The sequence below is a fragment of the Hymenobacter duratus genome (assembly GCF_014698995.1).
Lineage (GTDB): Bacteria > Bacteroidota > Bacteroidia > Cytophagales > Hymenobacteraceae > Hymenobacter > Hymenobacter duratus.
The window spans coordinates 172,067-188,492 of record NZ_JACWZZ010000001.1 but is presented as its reverse complement, the minus strand read 5'-3'; the positions used below and the strand labels follow the sequence as shown (position 1 = coordinate 188,492).

General features: G+C 58.0%; 15 protein-coding genes and 2 tRNA genes. 6 read left to right on the top strand and 11 right to left on the bottom strand.

Translation table 11 applies throughout. From position 1 onward, the window contains the following. Positions 1 to 44: 44 nt before the first annotated feature. A complete protein-coding gene (locus IC231_RS00810; RefSeq protein WP_190782730.1) occupies positions 45 to 560 on the bottom strand; it encodes a T9SS type A sorting domain-containing protein in 516 nt (171 codons plus the stop codon). Between the two features lie 435 nt (positions 561 to 995). Here IC231_RS00810 and fbaA point away from each other — a divergent pair, with 435 nt between their 5' ends. The 5 genes from fbaA to IC231_RS00785 all read left to right on the top strand — a co-directional run bounded on the left by fbaA (position 996) and on the right by IC231_RS00785 (position 4,124). Further along, on the top strand, positions 996 to 2,078 hold the full coding sequence (gene fbaA, locus IC231_RS00805; protein ID WP_190782729.1) for a class II fructose-bisphosphate aldolase: 1,083 nt from the start codon (positions 996 to 998) through the stop codon (positions 2,076 to 2,078). 278 nt (positions 2,079 to 2,356) lie between these two features. Then, a tRNA-Pro gene (locus tag IC231_RS00800) sits at positions 2,357 to 2,430 on the top strand. A 106-nt stretch (positions 2,431 to 2,536) separates the two neighbouring features. Further along, positions 2,537 to 2,610: transfer RNA gene (locus IC231_RS00795), tRNA-Pro, on the top strand. Between the two features lie 135 nt (positions 2,611 to 2,745). Then, a complete protein-coding gene (locus IC231_RS00790) occupies positions 2,746 to 3,408 on the top strand; it encodes an outer membrane beta-barrel protein (RefSeq protein ID WP_190782728.1) in 663 nt (220 codons plus the stop codon). Positions 3,409 to 3,419: 11 nt separating this feature from the next. Next, entirely contained in the window at positions 3,420 to 4,124 is a 705-nt protein-coding gene (locus IC231_RS00785) for a hypothetical protein (RefSeq protein ID WP_190782727.1), read from the top strand. Between the two features lie 82 nt (positions 4,125 to 4,206). On the opposite strand, the gene IC231_RS00780 is transcribed toward IC231_RS00785, so the two are convergent. From IC231_RS00780 to IC231_RS00760, 5 genes are all read right to left on the bottom strand, one after another. Then, a complete protein-coding gene (locus IC231_RS00780; RefSeq protein ID WP_190782726.1) occupies positions 4,207 to 4,731 on the bottom strand; it encodes a hypothetical protein in 525 nt (174 codons plus the stop codon). Between the two features lie 107 nt (positions 4,732 to 4,838). Continuing rightward, positions 4,839 to 6,548, bottom strand: coding sequence for an ABC transporter ATP-binding protein (locus IC231_RS00775; RefSeq protein WP_223831336.1), 1,710 nt, complete (start codon positions 6,546 to 6,548; stop codon positions 4,839 to 4,841). A 243-nt stretch (positions 6,549 to 6,791) separates the two neighbouring features. Further along, the gene (gene truA / locus IC231_RS00770) at positions 6,792 to 7,583 is read right to left on the bottom strand and encodes a tRNA pseudouridine(38-40) synthase TruA (protein WP_190782724.1); all 792 of its coding nucleotides are present in this window, start codon (positions 7,581 to 7,583) and stop codon (positions 6,792 to 6,794) included. A gap of 192 nt (positions 7,584 to 7,775) precedes the next feature. After that, positions 7,776 to 8,291 carry a GNAT family N-acetyltransferase gene (locus IC231_RS00765; RefSeq protein ID WP_190782723.1) on the bottom strand — a complete coding sequence of 172 codons (516 nt, stop codon included), beginning with the start codon at positions 8,289 to 8,291 and terminating at the stop codon, positions 7,776 to 7,778. A gap of 142 nt (positions 8,292 to 8,433) precedes the next feature. Further along, on the bottom strand, positions 8,434 to 9,636 hold the full coding sequence (locus IC231_RS00760; protein WP_190782722.1) for a thiolase family protein: 1,203 nt from the start codon (positions 9,634 to 9,636) through the stop codon (positions 8,434 to 8,436). A 92-nt stretch (positions 9,637 to 9,728) separates the two neighbouring features. Between IC231_RS00760 and IC231_RS00755 the strand changes: the two genes are divergently transcribed. Further along, on the top strand, positions 9,729 to 10,205 hold the full coding sequence (locus IC231_RS00755) for a DUF4293 domain-containing protein (protein WP_190782721.1): 477 nt from the start codon (positions 9,729 to 9,731) through the stop codon (positions 10,203 to 10,205). Positions 10,206 to 10,283: 78 nt separating this feature from the next. On the opposite strand, the gene IC231_RS00750 is transcribed toward IC231_RS00755, so the two are convergent. From IC231_RS00750 to IC231_RS00730, 5 genes are all read right to left on the bottom strand, one after another. Continuing rightward, complete coding sequence (locus tag IC231_RS00750; protein WP_190782720.1) at positions 10,284 to 11,066, bottom strand: DUF4476 domain-containing protein; 783 nt, start codon at positions 11,064 to 11,066, stop codon at positions 10,284 to 10,286. Between the two features lie 253 nt (positions 11,067 to 11,319). Beyond that, entirely contained in the window at positions 11,320 to 13,173 is a 1,854-nt protein-coding gene (locus IC231_RS00745) for an OmpA family protein (RefSeq protein ID WP_211538800.1), read from the bottom strand. A 187-nt stretch (positions 13,174 to 13,360) separates the two neighbouring features. Then, on the bottom strand, positions 13,361 to 13,846 hold the full coding sequence (locus IC231_RS00740; protein ID WP_190782718.1) for a hypothetical protein: 486 nt from the start codon (positions 13,844 to 13,846) through the stop codon (positions 13,361 to 13,363). Positions 13,847 to 13,981: 135 nt separating this feature from the next. Next, a complete protein-coding gene (locus tag IC231_RS00735) occupies positions 13,982 to 14,836 on the bottom strand; it encodes a (Fe-S)-binding protein (RefSeq protein WP_185890103.1) in 855 nt (284 codons plus the stop codon). A gap of 157 nt (positions 14,837 to 14,993) precedes the next feature. Further along, entirely contained in the window at positions 14,994 to 16,388 is a 1,395-nt protein-coding gene (locus tag IC231_RS00730; RefSeq protein ID WP_211538798.1) for a 4Fe-4S dicluster domain-containing protein, read from the bottom strand. Positions 16,389 to 16,426 lie beyond the last annotated feature (38 nt).

Genomic DNA, 16,426 nt, shown 5'->3' with positions numbered 1-16,426 from the left:
CGCCCGGCAACTGCTAAGCGGGCTTTCTACTAGTAAGCTCAAGCCTATTGTCCTACCATCACGCGCTTCATGCCGTGCCGCTCACCCGAGGTGCATTGCACGATGTAGGCGCCAGCCGGCAACCCGCTCACATCGAGCGTGGCTACATCGTTGCTGCTCAGCAGGTCACGGGTGATGACCGGGCGGCCATCCGGACCGTTGATTTCCACGCGGGTTGGGCCCGAAGCATTCGTCCGGACCGTGAGGCGCTTGGTCACCGGATTGGTTTCGGCCCGCACTTTCAGCGCGCCGGTGTTGGTGGCTGGCTGCTCCATCTTATCAGTTACCAGTGCCGGAGGTGTAGCCGCTGCTTCAGCAGGCTTAGTGGCAGCAGTTGCTGGCTTGGCAACCGGCTTAGCTGTAGCGGCTACCGGCGGTTTGGCCGCAGGCTTAGCCGTGGCCGGCGCTTTAGCCGCGGGGCTCTTAACGGCCGGCTTAGCGGCGGTTTTGGTCTGGGCCTGAACGGGTGCCGACAGCGAGAAAGTGGCTATCAGACAAACGAGTGTAAAGAGTGTTTTCATACGCACGCCTAACGCAAAAGTGAGCAATACAGTATTTTGACAAAGATAGCCAAAATCCATATTCCACCACGGGAAATATACATAATCCCCTCATAATCAAAGCACATATTCAACACCCCAACTTCAATAGTTTAAAAATAATATTTCTCCCCTGCTATCATTGTCCATGCTGCCGGTTAGCAGGCACTGACGGTGCGCTCGGCAGCAAACCTCCTACTTATCGAAACGCTTATCGAAACATATTGGCACTTTATAAACCAGTCCGAACCGAAGGCATTTAAACGACAGAAAACCTTTGTCTTTCAAATAATTATACCACTATCCACTCTCTAAACCAGCCGCCTCGTCCGGTCTGCCACGGTGTTTTGGTGAGGTGTGCTAAGCAGAAAGTGAGTAAGTTCGAAGGCTCACAACTCAATTTTTATCCTTTCCGCAATGGCTGCACCAACCCTTACCGGACTACGTGCCGGTGTCCTGCACGGCGACGAAGTTCAATCCCTTTTCCAGTATGCCAAGGCGCATTCCTTCGCGCTGCCAGCCGTAAACGTCACCGGCACCAACACGGTGAATGCCGTGCTCGAAACCGCCCACGAGGTGAATTCGCCGGTTATCATTCAGTTCTCTAACGGTGGGGCTCAGTTCTTTGCGGGCAAGTACCCCTCGAACGAGAACCAGCGGGCCAGCATCGCCGGCGCCATTTCCGGAGCGCAGCACGTGCACGCCATGGCCGAGCTCTACGATGTGCCGGTGATTCTGCACACCGACCACGCCGCCAAGAAGCTGCTGCCCTGGATTGATGGCCTCCTCACGGCCGGCGAAAAGCATTTCGCGCAGTACGGGCAGCCCCTCTACAGCTCCCACATGCTCGACCTGTCGGAAGAACCGATTGAGGAGAATATTGAAGTCTGCAAGCGCTACCTGGAGCGGATGGCCAAAATCGGCATGACGCTGGAAATCGAGTTGGGTGTAACCGGCGGCGAGGAAGATGGCGTCGACAACTCCGACGTGGATAGCTCTAAGCTCTACACGCAGCCTTCAGAAGTGGCCTATGCCTACAAGGAGCTCAGCGAAGTAAGTCCCCGTTTCACGGTGGCTGCAGCCTTCGGCAACGTGCACGGCGTATACAAGCCCGGCAACGTGAAGCTGCAGCCTAAAATCCTGCACAACTCGCAGCTCTATGTGCAGGAGCGTTTCAACACCGGCCCGCAGCCCGTTGATTTTGTATTTCATGGCGGCTCCGGCTCCAGCCAGGAAGAAATCCGCGAGGCTATCAGCTACGGAGCTATCAAGATGAACATTGATACCGACCTGCAGTGGGCGTTCTGGGAAGGCATCAAAAACAACTACGTCAAGAACGAAGGCTTCCTGCAGGGCCAGATCGGCAACCCTAACGGCCCCGATTCGCCGAACAAGAAGTACTACGATCCGCGCGTGTGGCTGCGCGAAGGCGAAAAGACCTTCGTAGCTCGTCTCAAGCAGGCTTTCGAAGACCTGAACGCCGTGAACCGTCGCCCCTAGCAGCAGCGGTAAGCGGTACAGCTTATCAGCAAAAAGCCGCCCCTCCTGCCTAGCAGGAGGGGCGGCTTTTTGCTGAGCCGTCAGCTGCCGTAAAATATTTTTCAGGGCTTGCCGAAAAGCGAGCCAGCGGCGCAAGCTGCAGAATATGAGGCGCCTTTCTGGTCTTTGGCGGGTTAGCAACCCGCTAAAAACCGGCTATATGCGCTGCAGGCCCAATTTTCTTCGGCAGCTATTGCGAAACTCTCACTTCTTCGCTTACCTTTGTGTCTCAATTCTCTCGGGGTGTAGCGTAGCCTGGTATCGCGCCAGCATGGGGTGCTGGAGGTCGTAGGTTCGAATCCTGCCACTCCGACTGAAGAGTTTCTTGCTCGAAAAGCCTCTGGGAACCCCACCCGGAGGTTTTTTTCGGCCAAAAGCCTGGATTTATGGGTGCAGTATACTGCATCAACAGGAAAATTCGGGGTGTAGCGTAGCCCGGTATCGCGCCTGCTTTGGGAGCAGGAGGCCGCAGGTTCGAATCCTGCCACCCCGACTTTATATGTTAGGTTACCAAAAGCCCGCTGAACTTACGTTCAGTGGGCTTTTTTATTTGTAGCCGGCCATAATTGCCCGCAGGATTCCCCGTTACTTTGCCATTCCTATTTCCTCTTCTCTTATCCTTTTTCACATGAAAATCCTTATTAGCAGCCTGGCACTCAGCCTTGCTGCAGCCTCGGGGGCGCAGGCCCAGATTGCCAAAGGCACTACCCTTCTGACTGGCAACATTGGCTACACCAGCGTCACCAACAAGTCGGGCAACTACGACAGCAAAATCAGCCGCTTCGAAGGCAACCTGGGGGCAGGGCACTTTCTGGCCGACAACCTGATGTTGGGACTGAATGTGGGCTATGTCAATGGCAACGAAGACTATCCTATCTACAATGCCATTGATCCATTTGACCCGTATGTTGCCTATGGCGAATACAACACCAAGGAATTCAGCCTCGGGCCGGTACTGCGCTACTACAAGTTTGTTGGCGGCGACCAGGCAGCTTTTTTCGGGCAGGTCGGCGGCGGCTATCGGAGTGCCCGCCAGCTCACGGAGCCGGGCCTCGGCCGTCCCTCCTTCCAGCACGACCGAAAAGGGTTTTACGGGCAGTTGGCCCCCGGCTTCGTGTTTTTCCCTACTCCCAAATTCGGGCTGGAGCTTTCCTTGCGCGGCCTGAGCTACGAGCAGATGAAAGAGGAAGCCCACGATTTTGCCCCCGAGATGAAAACCAGTGCGCTCGACTTCGGCTTTGGCCTCAATGATCTGCGCTTCGGGGCTTCCTTCTATCTGGGCCGTAACTAGCGCACTGCACCATGAGATACTACTTACTTGGCGTGCTGGCAGCGGCAACGACCAGCGCCGCGCAGGCGCAGATTTCAGCGGGCACAGTGCTGCTGGGCGGCAGCCTTGGCTACCGGCAGCAGCTGACGAAAGTGGCTGCTACCGGTTTCCTGCCGGCGTACGAGGACCGGCTGCGCCAGATTACGGTCAGCCCGACAGCTGGCTATTTTGTGGCCAACAACTTGGTGGTGGGCGTGCAAATGAACTGGCAGCAGGAGACGCGCAACTACCCGGCTATTATTCCGGTGGTTATCAACCCGGGCCCCGGGCAGCCCACTGCCACCGTGCTGTATGGCGAAAACACCACCCGCTGGATGCAACTGGGGCCATTTGTTCGCTACTACCAATTTATTGGCGATAAAGCAGCTTTCTACGGCCACGCGGGCGCCGGGTACTCAGCAGCCACCTACAAGGATAAGCCGCCCGTTTATTTTGGAAATTCCGACGCCAAAAACTCCGGCTTCTATGGCCAGTTGAGTCCGGGCTTCGTGTATTTTCCCACACACTTTTTTGCGCTGGAAGTAGGCCTGCGGGGACTTTCCTATCAGCGCCTCAGCTATAGTGGCGATGACTATACTGGCGAAAAGCCAACTTCATCGGCCTTCGATATGGGCTTCCGGCTGCGCGACCTGCGCCTGGGGGCTTCGTTCTACCTGGGCCGCGGCTACTCGCTGTAAATACCGACCTGTTTTTCAGAAAAGAGCCCGACTGGAAGGAGTTTCCAGTCGGGCTCTTTTCTGAAAAACAGGTCGGTATGGATTATTTCACTGCGGCCCACACTTCTACCGGGCCGGTAGCAGGAAACTTCTCCAGGTATACGTTCTGCAACGTCAGCCCCTGCTCCTTGGCCGCTGCCTTAACGCCGGTGTAGAGCTTGTCTGGCGCTACAAGGTAGCTGGCAATGATACGGGCATGCAGCACGCGCTGGCCGGCGCCAAAGGCCCGGTAACGGTAGCCTTTCGGCAACTGCTGCGACACAGTATCCTCCACTACCAGGCCCACGAACACCTTGGCTGTTTCGCTGGCCTTGGCGGGGTCGTTGTAGAAGATGTTGCCGAAGGTGCCGCGCAGCTTGCCGGAAGTCCGGATTTCGTAGGCCTCACGGGTCAGGTCGCCGAACTGCTCGCTATTGGCCGGGCCTTCGAAGTAGCGGCCGGCCAGAAAGATAGGCTGAGCCGTAGTTTCCAGCGTAACGTCAGCCTTTTTGAAGCCGCCCAGGAAATAGTAGGCCACGCCGGCGGCCACAATCAGCAGCAGGGAAAGCAGCAGGAAAATTCGGTTCATAAATCAGCACGAAGGAAGAGAGAGAGATGTAAGCGCCGCAACGCCGCGCAAAAATACCGGTCGGCGGCGGTATCGGGCACAAACTAGGTGGCAGACTTTGGCCTGTGTCAGCCGGCCAGCACGTCTTTGTACTGCATCTGGTAGAGCTGGCGATAATAGCCATCCTGGCGGAGCAGCTCCTCGTGGCGGCCCGATTCCTTGATTTCGCCCCGGTCGAGCACGATGATGCGGTCGGCTTTTTGGATGGTGCTCAGGCGGTGGGCAATGACGAGGGCGGTGCGGCCCTGCATCAGCTTCTCGATGGCCTCCTGAATCAGCTCCTCTGTTTCGGAGTCGACGGACGAGGTAGCTTCATCTAGGATGATGATGGCCGGCTGATACACCATGGCCCGCACGAAGCTGATGAGCTGGCGCTGGCCTACGGAAAGCGTAGCGCCACGCTCCATCACGGGGTAGCTCAGGGCGCCGGGCAGCCGCTCGATGAAGCGGCGGGCACCCACCAGGTCGGCGGCTTCCCAGATCTGGGCGTCAGTGATGTCCTCGTGGCCCAGCGTGATGTTGTCGCGGATAGTGCCCGCGAACAGGAACACATCCTGCAAAACCACGCCGATATGGCGGCGCAGCACGCTCAGGTCGTAGAGGGGCAGGTCGTGGCCGTCGATGCGGATATGACCCTTGTTGATGTCGTAGAAGCGGCTGAGCAGGTTGATGATGCTGGTTTTGCCGGCGCCGGTAGCGCCCACGAAGGCCACGGTCTGGCCGGGCTCTACCCGGAAGCTGATGTCGCGCAGCACCCACTCCTCGTCATTGTAAGCAAACCAGACGTTCTCGAACTCCACTTCGCCGCGTAGCGTGGCCGGGGCCAGCGTGCCGTTGTTGGGCACAAACTCTTGGCTGTCGAGGAGCTTGAGCAGGCGCTCGGTGCTCACCAAGCCCAGCTGCAGCGTATTGAACCGGTCAGCAATCTGACGAATAGGCCTGAAGAACAGGGCGTTGTACATGATGAAGGCGATGAGCGCGCCCTTGGAAATAGTGCCTTCGATCTGGCCCTGCGCGGCGTACCACACCAGCAGCCCCACTCCTACTGCCGCCAGCACCTCGGCCACCGGAAAGTAGATGCTGTAGTACAATACCGAGCGGATATTGGCGCGGGTATGCTCCTGGTTAAGGGCTTGAAACTTGCGGTATTCGCGCTGCTCGTTGTTGAAGATCTGCACCACGTTCATGCCCGTCAGGTGCTCCTGCACGAAGGCGTTGAGGCTGGCTACAGCCGTGCGCACCTCCTGAAACGAGCGTTTCACCTTCTCCTTGAACACGTAAGTGCTGAACAGCAGCGGCGGAATCACGGAGAGGCTCACCAGGGTCAGGCGCCAGTCGATGTAGAACATGAAGGCCATGATGAACACGATCTGCAGAATGTCGCCTATCATGGCCGCCAGCCCCTCGCTGAACACGTCAGACAGCGTCTCAACGTCGGAGATGTTGCGCGTGACGAGCACGCCAATGGGCGTGCGGTCGAAGAACTTGAGGCGCAGGTTGAGGATGTGCTTGTACAGGTCCACCCGAATGTCGCGCACGATGTATTGGCCCAGCCAGCCGCCAAAGTAAGTTTGGAGGTAGCTCACGAAGGCATGCGCCACCAGCAGCACCAACAGAATGCCGAAGCCCCGGTTAAGGCCCACCCAGTCGTTCTGCTCAATGGTCACATCAACCATTTGCTGAATGAGAAAGGGCCGCAGCGTGCCCAATACGGCCGTGGCCACAGTCAGGAACACCAGCAAGTAGAAGATGCGCCGATAGGGCCGCACATACACCATCAGCCGGCGCAGCACCTGCCAGTCGAAGATGTTGCCAGATTTGGCGGGGGTAGCGGTAGTTGGATCCAAAATAGCGGGTGGAATGAAACGTAGTAACCGGGGCCGGCGGCGGGAAGTTGCAGGGCCGCCTGTCATCCTGAGTGCAGCGAAGGACCTTGCCACACTAGAATGAATCCGTGTGGTAGTAACTCCAACGTGGCAAGGTCCTTCGCTGCACTCAGGATGACAGAGGGGCCGTGGTCTTTATCGGCCCACAAAGTACGGCAAACCGGGCGGCACCAGTTCGGCGGGCACCACGTCGGGCATGTATTCTACGCGGCTGAGGTAGAGGCCCTGGGCCGGAGCGGCGCCGCTGGCATCTACGCGGCTCTGGGCCCACAGAATCTGCTGAAACTGCGCAGGCGTGATTTTGCCCCTGCCCACGCTCAATAGCGTGCCCACCACCAACCGCACCATACCCCGCACAAAGCGGTTGGCCCGGATGCGGAACACCAGCCCGCCGGGCATCTGGTGCCAGCCGGCCTCATACACCACGCACACATAGTGGTTCTCGCCGCCCTTCACTTTGGAAAACGCCGTGAAGTCGCGCGAGCCGAGCAGATGGGCGGCGGCTTCGTTCATGGCGGCTACATCAGGAGCCAAGTCCAAGTAGAGGGCCCGCCCCACGCTGAAAGGGTCAGGCACCTGGCGCACATAGTATTCGTAGGTGCGGGCATCGGCCGAGAAGCGGGCGTGGGCCTGCGGCAGCACGGGGTGCAGCGCGTAGGCGGCAATGTCGGGCGGCAGGGCGCGGTTGAGGCGGTAGAGCAGCGTTTTGATATCCAGCGTTTCCGGCAGCTCGGCCTCGAAGTGCGCTACTTGGTGGCTGGCGTGCACGCCGGTATCGGTGCGGCCGCTGCCCAGGCAGAACACCGGCTGCCGCAGCACCTGCGACAAGCAGCGGTCCAGCTCCTGCTGCACCGTGAGCGTGTTGGGCTGCACCTGCCAGCCGTGGTAGCGGGTGCCGTCGTAGGCCAGATGAAGGAAGTAGCGCACTGTTTTGGGTGATGAAGGGATGAGGTGATGAAGGGATGACGGGGGCCTCCCCCACTAGCATCCTCTCCCAAAGAGAGGGGAAACCGGAAATGGATGTTAGCTCTGTCTTTTGTTTTTTAGAGCCAGAGCCCCTCTCTTTTGGTGAGGGGTTGGGGCGAGGTCCACGGCACAGGCTAATGCCAATGCTACAGTTTACACCACCAGCGCGTAGAGGCGGGAGTCTAGCATCTGGCCGTCTTTCACCACGCTTTTGCGCATTGTGGCTTCCAGCACGAAACCGGCCTTTTCCAGCACCCGCGCCGAGGCGGAGTTGGGCTCAAATACCACAGCATACAGCCGGCAGACGTCGAAGTTCGCCAGCACGTAGGCCGCCACGGCCTGCACGGCGGCCGTAGCCAGCCCCCGCCCCCAATATGGCCGCGCCAGCCAATAGCCGATTTCAGCCGAACGGCGGCGCACGTCGCTCTTGAAGTGCACGCCAATGCTGCCCACGGCCACGCCATCAACGGCAAACGCCAGGTGCAGGTCGCGCTGGTTGTCGGCCACGGCGGCCAGGAAGTACTCGGCGTCGTGGGTGGTATAGGGATGCGGAAACGTATCGCGCAGGTTCTGCCAGATGCTCCGGTCGTTGGCGTAGCTGGCCAGGGCCGGGGCATCGGCCGGCTGCCAGGGCCGCAGGCAAGCGCCCGGCTGAGGCAGAGGAAGCATAGGCTTGAGGCGGGGGGCGGCCATTGGGTTAATAGTTGATTGGTAATTGATAATTACTGGTTGCAAAGTATTCACCAAAAGCCAAAACCAGGTCCTAGCGATTGACAACCAGCAATCAACAACTACCAATCAGCCAACCAATCTACATCCGCTCGTAAATCACGGAAGCGCCCTGCCCTACTCCTACGCACATGGTCACGAGGCCATAACGCACGTTTTCGCGGCGCTGCATTTCGTGCAGCAGCGTGGCCGTGATGCGCGAGCCGGCCGCGCCCAGCGGGTGCCCGATGGCAATGGAGCCGCCGTTCACGTTCACAATGTCCATGTTCAGGTCCAGGTCACGGACGCAGGCAATGCTTTGCGCGGCAAACGCCTCGTTCAGCTCAATCAGCCCAATATCCTGCAAGGTCAGGCCGGCGCGCTGCAGCGCTTTTTGAGTAGCCGGCACCGGCCCCAGGCCCATGTAGGCCGGATCGACACCCGCCACCGCCGACGCCACCACGCGGGCCATAGGCTTGAGGTTGAAGCGCTTGAGGGCCACCTCGCTCACCACCAGCACGCCCGCAGCCCCATCGTTGATGCCGGCCGAGTTGCCGGCTGTGACGGTGCCATCAACGGGCTGGAAGGCTGGTCGGATAGAAGCCAGCTTTTCCATAGTGCTCAGGCGCGGCGGCTCGTCGGTATCAAACAGCGCGGCAGCTCCCTTGGGGTTGGCCACGAATACCGGCGCAATTTCCTTGCGGAAGCGCCCTTTCTCGGCGGCCCGGTGGTATTTGCGCTGCGAGTTGAAGGCAAACTCGTCCTGCTCGGTGCGCGTGATGCCGTACTTGCGCGCCACGTTCTCCGCCGTTTCGCCCATGGCAAACGGGTGGTGCATCTTGCTGAGCTTGGGGTTGGTGAAGCGCCAGCCTAGGGTGGTGTCGTGGGCCGTCAGCTCGCGCCCGAAGGCGGTTTCCGACTTGGCCATCACAAACGGGGCGCGGGTCATGCTTTCGGCCCCGCCAGCCAGGTATACGTCGCCCTCGCCAGCCATGATGGCGCGCGAGGCATCGGTGATGCTCTGCAGGCCGGACGCGCACAGGCGGTTCACGGTGCAGCCCGGCACCGTGATGGGCAGGCCGGCCAGTAGCGCCGCCATGCGGGCCACATTGCGGTTGTCTTCGCCGGCCTGGTTGGCGGCGCCAATAATTACGTCTTCTACCGCGGCTTTATCGAGGGAAGGGTTGCGACGCAGCAGCTCGCGCAGAATGTGGGCGGCCAGGTCGTCGGGACGGACGCTGCTCAGGGCTCCTGCGAAACGGGCAATTGGAGTCCGGACGGCGTCAACTATGTAAGCGGTAGGCATTGGTAAGTTCGGATGCAGTTATTCCAGTCGTTGTTGGCTACTTTTGCCGGCCCGGCGGCAATACCGACGGCCTAAACTGACAAAACACAAAGATGATACAAAGAATCCAAAGCGTGTTCCTGCTACTGTTGGCCTTGTGCATGCTGGCCGTGCTGTTTCTGCCCCTCTGGCAAAAAGCCGACCCTACTACCGGCCAGGAACTGACCATGACGGCCTTGGGCTTTAGCTATAATAAGCCTGGGGTGGGCCTCACGCCTCCCGGCAATGTATGGTTGATTGCTCTTTTCGCCGGTGCTTCAGCTGCAGTGGCACTGTTTGAGATTTTCCAGTTCCGCAACCGGTTTCTGCAGCTTAAACTGGGCATGCTCAACCTGCTGCTGATTTTGTGCACCATCGGGGCCGGGTTCTACTTCTCCACCCTGGGCGAGCAGGCGCTTAACGTGAAGATGCTGGGTTCCTACCAGGCCGGCTTCTACCTGCCCACGCTGGCGCTGATGCTAAATCTGCTGGCGAACCGCTTTATCCGCCGCGACGAGCAGTTGGTGCGTAGCATGGACCGCCTACGCTAGTCTAGTATCGTCTTCCACATGAAAAAGGCGGCCCCACCTGTGTGGGGCCGCCTTTTTTGTGTGCATGTATCTAGTTCTTTACCGTTGCTGCTGAGCCAGATATTCCTGGAATTCGCGGGCAGTAGCCGAAAACGTAAAGCCTTCATTCAAACGGTACAAATTCTGGCGGTCAGCCACACGCCCGGCTCCAAACTTGGCCAACTCCATTTTCGACGACTCAAAACTCAACTCTTTCATCAGCAGAGCCAAGTCATCCGCCTGGATGGTGGTTTCGTTCAAGGCCTGCTGCAGCAGAGGCAATTTGTCCTTATCGAACGATTGGCGTTGCACGGCCGCACGGAGTGCATCGACATCCTGAGGAGCCATCAGGCGGTTATAGCTCACGCCACCGCCAGGGTAATAGCCTTCGTTATCTTGGTTGCCAGTAGTATATCCCCCGTTGCCATAACCACCCGGCTGATTGATAGGAGGCTGGCTACCATAGCCGCCATTTCCATAAACCGGGCCGCCGTTTGGGTAGCCGCCAGGCCCATTACCATAGTAGCCCCCACGCAAAGGAACAGCTGCTACTTTGCGCAACTCCGGTGCGCGACCAGGGCGGGTCAGAAGCACAAAGCTAGTTTCCAAGCCAGGGTCGAGAAATACTCGGGTGCGGTAGCTGATAGCCCGGCCATTAGCCGTCGGAATCAGAAACTCGGCCATGTGGGTGCCGGCCGCAATCCGGTCGATGTGTACTTGGCGGGCACCACCACGCGTGAGTGGGCGACCATCAAAACGCAGGTCGAACGGCACCCCACGCTCAGAAGCGAAATTGACATTAGCTGGAGCAGCTTGCAGGCGAGCTGCCGCAACCAAAACCATAGTCAGACAGAAGAGTAGCGCCTTTTTCATCGTAGTAGCAAGTCTAGTCGGAAGCAGTTCGGTTGCGTCCGTATTCCTGCTAAGCCAAGGATTGTGCCAGTTCATGAAGTCAATACTTGGCGGCCTTTCCGCACCCCAAAAATTACTACTTACAACCTGTCTGACGAGGTTATTTGCGTTGGTTTCGAGCACAAAAAAGCCCCTGCGTTTCAGAAACGCAGGGGCTTTTTTGTGCTCAGCTTTTCAGCAATGCTTACTCAGCAATCTTGGTCACCTTGAATTCCGTGCGACGGTTGCGCTGATACTGCTCTTCCGTTTTGGCATTCTTGATTTCCGGACGGGTCTCGCCATAGCCTTTGGCCGTGATGCGCGACTTGTCAATGCCTTTCGAAATGATGTAGTCTACAGCCGACTGTGCACGTTTCTGCGACAGAGTCTGGTTGTAGGCATCCTTACCACGAGAGTCAGTATGCGAGCTAAGCTCGATAGTGATTTTCGGGTTGTCGTTCAGCGTTTCTACCAGCTTGTCCAGCTCGGCAGCAGCATCCGGGCGGATATCAGCCTTGTCGTAATCGTAGAAGATGTTCTCGACGCGAATAGCCTTGTTTTTCACGATTTCGGTCAGGGTCAGAGCTACCGGCAGACGAACGTCGTTCATTTCGTTGGGCAGTTGGTCCTGCGAAGGTTTGCGGCCTACCGTGCTCAATGGCGCACGGGCCGTGAAGAAACCGGGGCGGTCAGCTACCAGCGAGTAGTTGGCGGCCGCCGAGTCCAGCTTGATGCTGAATTTGCCTTCTGCATCAGTTGTTACGGTCTGCAGCTTCTGGCCGTCGCGGCCGAACAGGGCCACTTCTTCGTTGCTAGCCGGAGCCGTTACGCCGGTTTTGTCGTTGCGCGTTACTACTGTACCATCAGCGTAGAACGTAACCAGCTTGAGCGCCTTCTTGCGGAACATGTAGAGGTCGTCCGAGCCTTTGCCGCCTGCGCGGTTGGAGGAGAAGACACCAACATCCTTCGTCGTGAAATAGGGGGCGAAGTCGTCGCCGGAGCTATTGATAGGGGCTCCAAGGTTGGTCACCTTGCCCTTATCTACCATGAAGATGTCGAGCTTGCCCAGACCAGGCTGCCCATCCGACGAGAAATACATCGTGCCGTCGGGAGACACCGCCGGGAAATTTTCGTTGCCGGGGGTGTTTATCTGGTCACCCAGGTTTTCGGCGGGCGAGAAGCGGCCGTTCGGGCCTAGGGTAGCTTTGTAGATGTCGTTGCCGCCCAGCCCGCCTTTGCGGCTGGAAGCGAAATACAGCGTCTGGCCATCGGGAGCGAAAGCCGGAGCGAAGTCATCAGCAGTACGGTCGTTGATGTTGGCCAGTACCGGCTCACTCCAGGCGCCATTCTTGAAGTACGAAATCCACAGGTCAACGCTCAGCAGGCCTTTCTTCGAGCCATCGTTGGAGCGTGCGAATACCATCGTTTTGCCATCCGGGGTATAGGTGGCGCTGGCTTCGTGCTTGTCTTCCGTGTTGAAAATGGGCTCCAGCTTACGCACGGTGCCGCCGGTCATCTTATCGGCATCGTCAAACTTAACGGCGTACAGATCATTGAAATTTTCGCCGTTGCCCAGAAACTTCTTGCCTTCGCGGCCGGAAGCAAATACGAGCTCCTTGGTGTCCGGAATTAAGGAAGAGCCAAATTCAGCGGATGGGGTGTTCACCTGATCAAGAGGCATCACCTCGTTGTTGGTGCGCATTGCCACGATGGTGTTAGCCATCTTGGCGTTTTTCGATTCCATTTCGGCGCGGGGAGCGAGGGCGCGGCCAGCATTTGCCTGGGTGTAGGCATCAAACTGTTGCGCAGCTTCGTCATACTTCCCGTTAGCCTTCAGTGCCTGGCCGTAGTAGAACTGGGCATCGGGGGCTTTTACACCGCCGTCGATAGCAGCTTTGTAATAGCTTTCTGATTGCTCAAGGCGGTTGGAAAGGCGGTAGGCCTCTGCCAAACGGTAGTTTGCCGTGGCTACATCCTTGCCTTTTGCGACATCGGCTTTGTACAGCTCAATGGCGGTTTCGTACTCGCCACGAGCAAAGCGTTTGTCTGCTTTACTCATGCCGCCGGAGGTTGCGCAGCCGCTCAGCAGGGCGGTGGAACCGGCTGCGGCGCAAACCAGTAGTAGTTTCTTCATAGGTGGTGAAGGGTGGAGTTGAAGACGAGCCGGCCTTCAATTGGGCCAACCTGGGCCTAATAATACTAAGTTTGAGCAGGATTATAGCCGTAAAGCGAAATTTTTCCCATTTCTAGCCGAAGTACCGAGAGAGCCAAGTTGTGCCCGCAGGGGCTGGAAATGCGCTTTTCAGGGTATCTTTTCGAGAAACAGTAGCATCAAAATAAGGTGTGGTTGAGGTTAGCTGGCCAGCTTCCACCGCCTCTTTCAACTGGCGCCGGTCCAGTAAGCGCACCTGTTCATCTACTAGAAAGGCCAACTGGGATTTCTCCAACAACGATATGTCCAGCAGTTGCTCTAACTCCCGCACAAACCGTACGGAAGCATCAATGGAGCAGCCGCTTGCGTCAGCTACCGCTTCATCGAGCCCGACCACCAGAAACTGATGGTGCAACACTTCTGCTGAAGCCTGCAGGGTGCGGCCATGGCTGGTCCACTCCTCCGCAAAACGACTTAACAGGGGCTGGATACGGGCTTCTTCTGCCTCTGTGAGCGGGCGGCTGGCCTGATAAATCCAGACGCGGGCAGAGGCAGGTAATTGGTCGAAAGGAACGTACATCGTGAGCAGGTTAGAGCGTGCCACCCCGGTGGCGCAAGCCTTTGGGGCGCTAATTATTTACAAAAGAAACAGCCCTGCCGGAAGTTCCGGCAGGGCTGTTTGGTATTTCACGTTTCCAGCAGGGTTAAACGGATTCTAAGCGTTCAGGCCTTCTGCCGAGGCAATGAGTTCGGCTAGGTCAAATACCTGCACGTCCGATTCACGCTCCTTGTTTTTCACGCCGTCGGCCATCATGGTCATGCAGAACGGACAGGCCACAGCAATAACGCTACCGCCCCGGTTGGAGCCGGCTGGCAGAACTGGCGCGGTGCTTTCTACGCCCTGCAGATTTAGCAGCACGTCGGCGTCGCCGTCGAGGGTGGCCAGGGCTTCCTCGGCGCGCTCCACGTTGATGTCTTTCTTGCCGGGCTCGGGCTCTTTCCACATCTGGGCACCACCAGCGCCGCAGCAGAGGCCGTTTGTTTTGCAGCGCTTCATCTCCAGCAAGTCGGCGTCCAGCACCTCCAGCACGGCGCGGGGCGCTTCGTAGATGTTGTTGGCACGGCCCAGGTAGCAAGAATCGTGGAAGGTGATGCGGCGTCCTTTGAACGACTCGCCGCCTTCCGCCTTCACCTTGCCTTCGTTGATGAGTTGCTGCAGGAAAGTGCTGTGGTGAATCACCTCGTACTCGCCACCCAGCGCCGGATATTCGTTCTTGATGGTGTTGAAACAGTGCGGACATGCCGTTACCACCTTCTTGATGCCGTAGCCATTGAGCGTGGTAATGTTCTGCATGGCCTGCATCTGAAACAGGAACTCGTTGCCAGCACGCTTAGCCGGGTCGCCGGTGCAGCTTTCTTCCATGCCCAACACGGCGTAGTTCACACCTACGTGCTCCAGAATGCGCACAAAAGCACGGGTTACGCGCTTGTACCGGTCATCAAAGGCGCCGGCACAGCCCACCCAGAACAGAATTTCCGGCGTTTCGCCCCGAGCGGCTAGGTCGGCCATCATCGGAACAGATACTTGACGTTTGGCAGTTTGCTCAGCCATTATAAGGTCGTTTTTTATGTCATCAGGCAGAGCGAAAACGCAGAGCCTGTTTGATTATCTGATGTATTGGCAGCGCAGTGATGCACTGCCTATTTTGTGCTGCCTGATGTGCTTCTTAAGCAGTTGCTCCGGCCTTATCGGTCACGTACAGCTCATCGGCCCAGTTGAAGCGGTCCGACGGCGAGAAAGCCCACGGCGCACCATTATTTTCGATATTCGAGAACATCACGTTCAGCGAGTTTGGCGCAGCCGACTCTTCCAGCACCAAGAAACGGCGCATCTCAATGATGCTTTCCAGCGGGTTGATATTCACGGGGCAGGCTTCCACACAAGCATTGCAAGTGGTGCAAGCCCACAGTTCCTCGGGGGTCACGTAGCCGCGCAGCAGCGTGTGGTTCTCCTTGTCGAGCTGTTCCTGCGGGTCGTGCTTGGCTTCCTTGCCGTAGAGGTTGGGGTTGAAAATCAGCGGCGAGTTGTACTTCTCCTCCATCCGGTCGCGCGTATCCATGATGATTTTGCGCGGCGAGAGCAGCTTGCCGGTCAGGTTAGCGGGGCACACCGAGGTGCAACGGCCACACTCGGTGCAGGAGTACGCATTCAGCAGATTGGTCCAGGCCAAGTCGTTCACGTCTTTGGCTCCGAAGGACGTGGGCGCCGCCTCCGCTCCTTCCGAAACTGGCGGCGTAGGGACTTGGTACGTGGGGTCCATCATGGCTTTCACCTCGTGCGTGATGCTGTCCACGTTCGAGAACTTCCCCTGCGGCATCAGCCGCGAGAAGTACACGTTCGGGAAGGCCATGATGATGTGGAAGTGCTTGGAGCTGGGCAGGTAGTTCAGGAACAGCAGAATACCTACAATGTGCGCCCACCAGCCCACACGCTCTAGCACATGCAGCGCAGTAACACTATCCGGAAACAGGCCTGTGAGCAGGCTGCTGATTGGGAATGCTCCGGGAAGGGCCTTGCCTTCCAGCTGGTGCAGCTTCAGATCGGCGGCGTTCATCGTGAACAGCGCCACCATCAGAATTACTTCGATGTAGAGGATTACGTTGGCATCCATCCGAGGCCAAGCGCGCATCTCGGGGCCCGTAAACCGGCGTACGACACTGCCGTTGCGACGCCACCAGAAGGCCGCCACTGCCAATACCACCAGCGCGCCCAGCACCTCATTGGTGCCCGTTAGCGCCGAGTACAGCGGCCCCATGAACCCGAGCACCCGGTGTGTCCCAAAGATGCCGTCAATCAGGATTTCAATGACTTCAATGTTGATGACAATGAAGCCGACATAGACAATCAGGTGCAGGAAGGCCGGCGTAAGGCGCTTGAACATCTTCTGCTGCCCGAAAGCCACCAGCAGTGTCTTCCAGAGTCGTTCGTTCACGTTGCCGCTCATGTCCCGGTCGCGCCCGACGAGGATATTGGCCCGGATCTTCTGCGCTTGCCAGGCAAACAGGCCGAAGCCCGCCACCGCCACCAGCAGGAAGATGATGTTTTGAAAGGAGAAATGCACGGGAAAGGGTAGGTTTGAGGTTGGAGCCGAAATATAGT

Bases quoted from the DNA above. Each gene is read 5' to 3' on its own strand.
- IC231_RS00780 (WP_190782726.1), bottom strand. From the start codon at position 4,731: ATGAACCGAATTTTCCTGCTGCTTTCCCTGCTGCTGATTGTGGCCGCC.
- IC231_RS00765 (WP_190782723.1), bottom strand. From the start codon at position 8,291: ATGCTTCCTCTGCCTCAGCCGGGCGCTTGCCTGCGGCCCTGGCAGCCG.
- IC231_RS00785 (WP_190782727.1), top strand. From the start codon at position 3,420: ATGAGATACTACTTACTTGGCGTGCTGGCAGCGGCAACGACCAGCGCC.
- IC231_RS00810 (WP_190782730.1), bottom strand. From the start codon at position 560: ATGAAAACACTCTTTACACTCGTTTGTCTGATAGCCACTTTCTCGCTG.
- IC231_RS00760 (WP_190782722.1), bottom strand. From the start codon at position 9,636: ATGCCTACCGCTTACATAGTTGACGCCGTCCGGACTCCAATTGCCCGT.
- IC231_RS00735 (WP_185890103.1), bottom strand. From the start codon at position 14,836: ATGGCCGACCTAGCCGCTCGGGGCGAAACGCCGGAAATTCTGTTCTGG.
- IC231_RS00775 (WP_223831336.1), bottom strand. From the start codon at position 6,548: ATGGTGTATGTGCGGCCCTATCGGCGCATCTTCTACTTGCTGGTGTTC.
- IC231_RS00740 (WP_190782718.1), bottom strand. From the start codon at position 13,846: ATGTACGTTCCTTTCGACCAATTACCTGCCTCTGCCCGCGTCTGGATT.
- IC231_RS00790 (WP_190782728.1), top strand. From the start codon at position 2,746: ATGAAAATCCTTATTAGCAGCCTGGCACTCAGCCTTGCTGCAGCCTCG.
- IC231_RS00750 (WP_190782720.1), bottom strand. From the start codon at position 11,066: ATGGTTTTGGTTGCGGCAGCTCGCCTGCAAGCTGCTCCAGCTAATGTC.
- IC231_RS00745 (WP_211538800.1), bottom strand. From the start codon at position 13,173: ATGAGTAAAGCAGACAAACGCTTTGCTCGTGGCGAGTACGAAACCGCC.
- fbaA (WP_190782729.1), top strand. From the start codon at position 996: ATGGCTGCACCAACCCTTACCGGACTACGTGCCGGTGTCCTGCACGGC.
- IC231_RS00755 (WP_190782721.1), top strand. From the start codon at position 9,729: ATGATACAAAGAATCCAAAGCGTGTTCCTGCTACTGTTGGCCTTGTGC.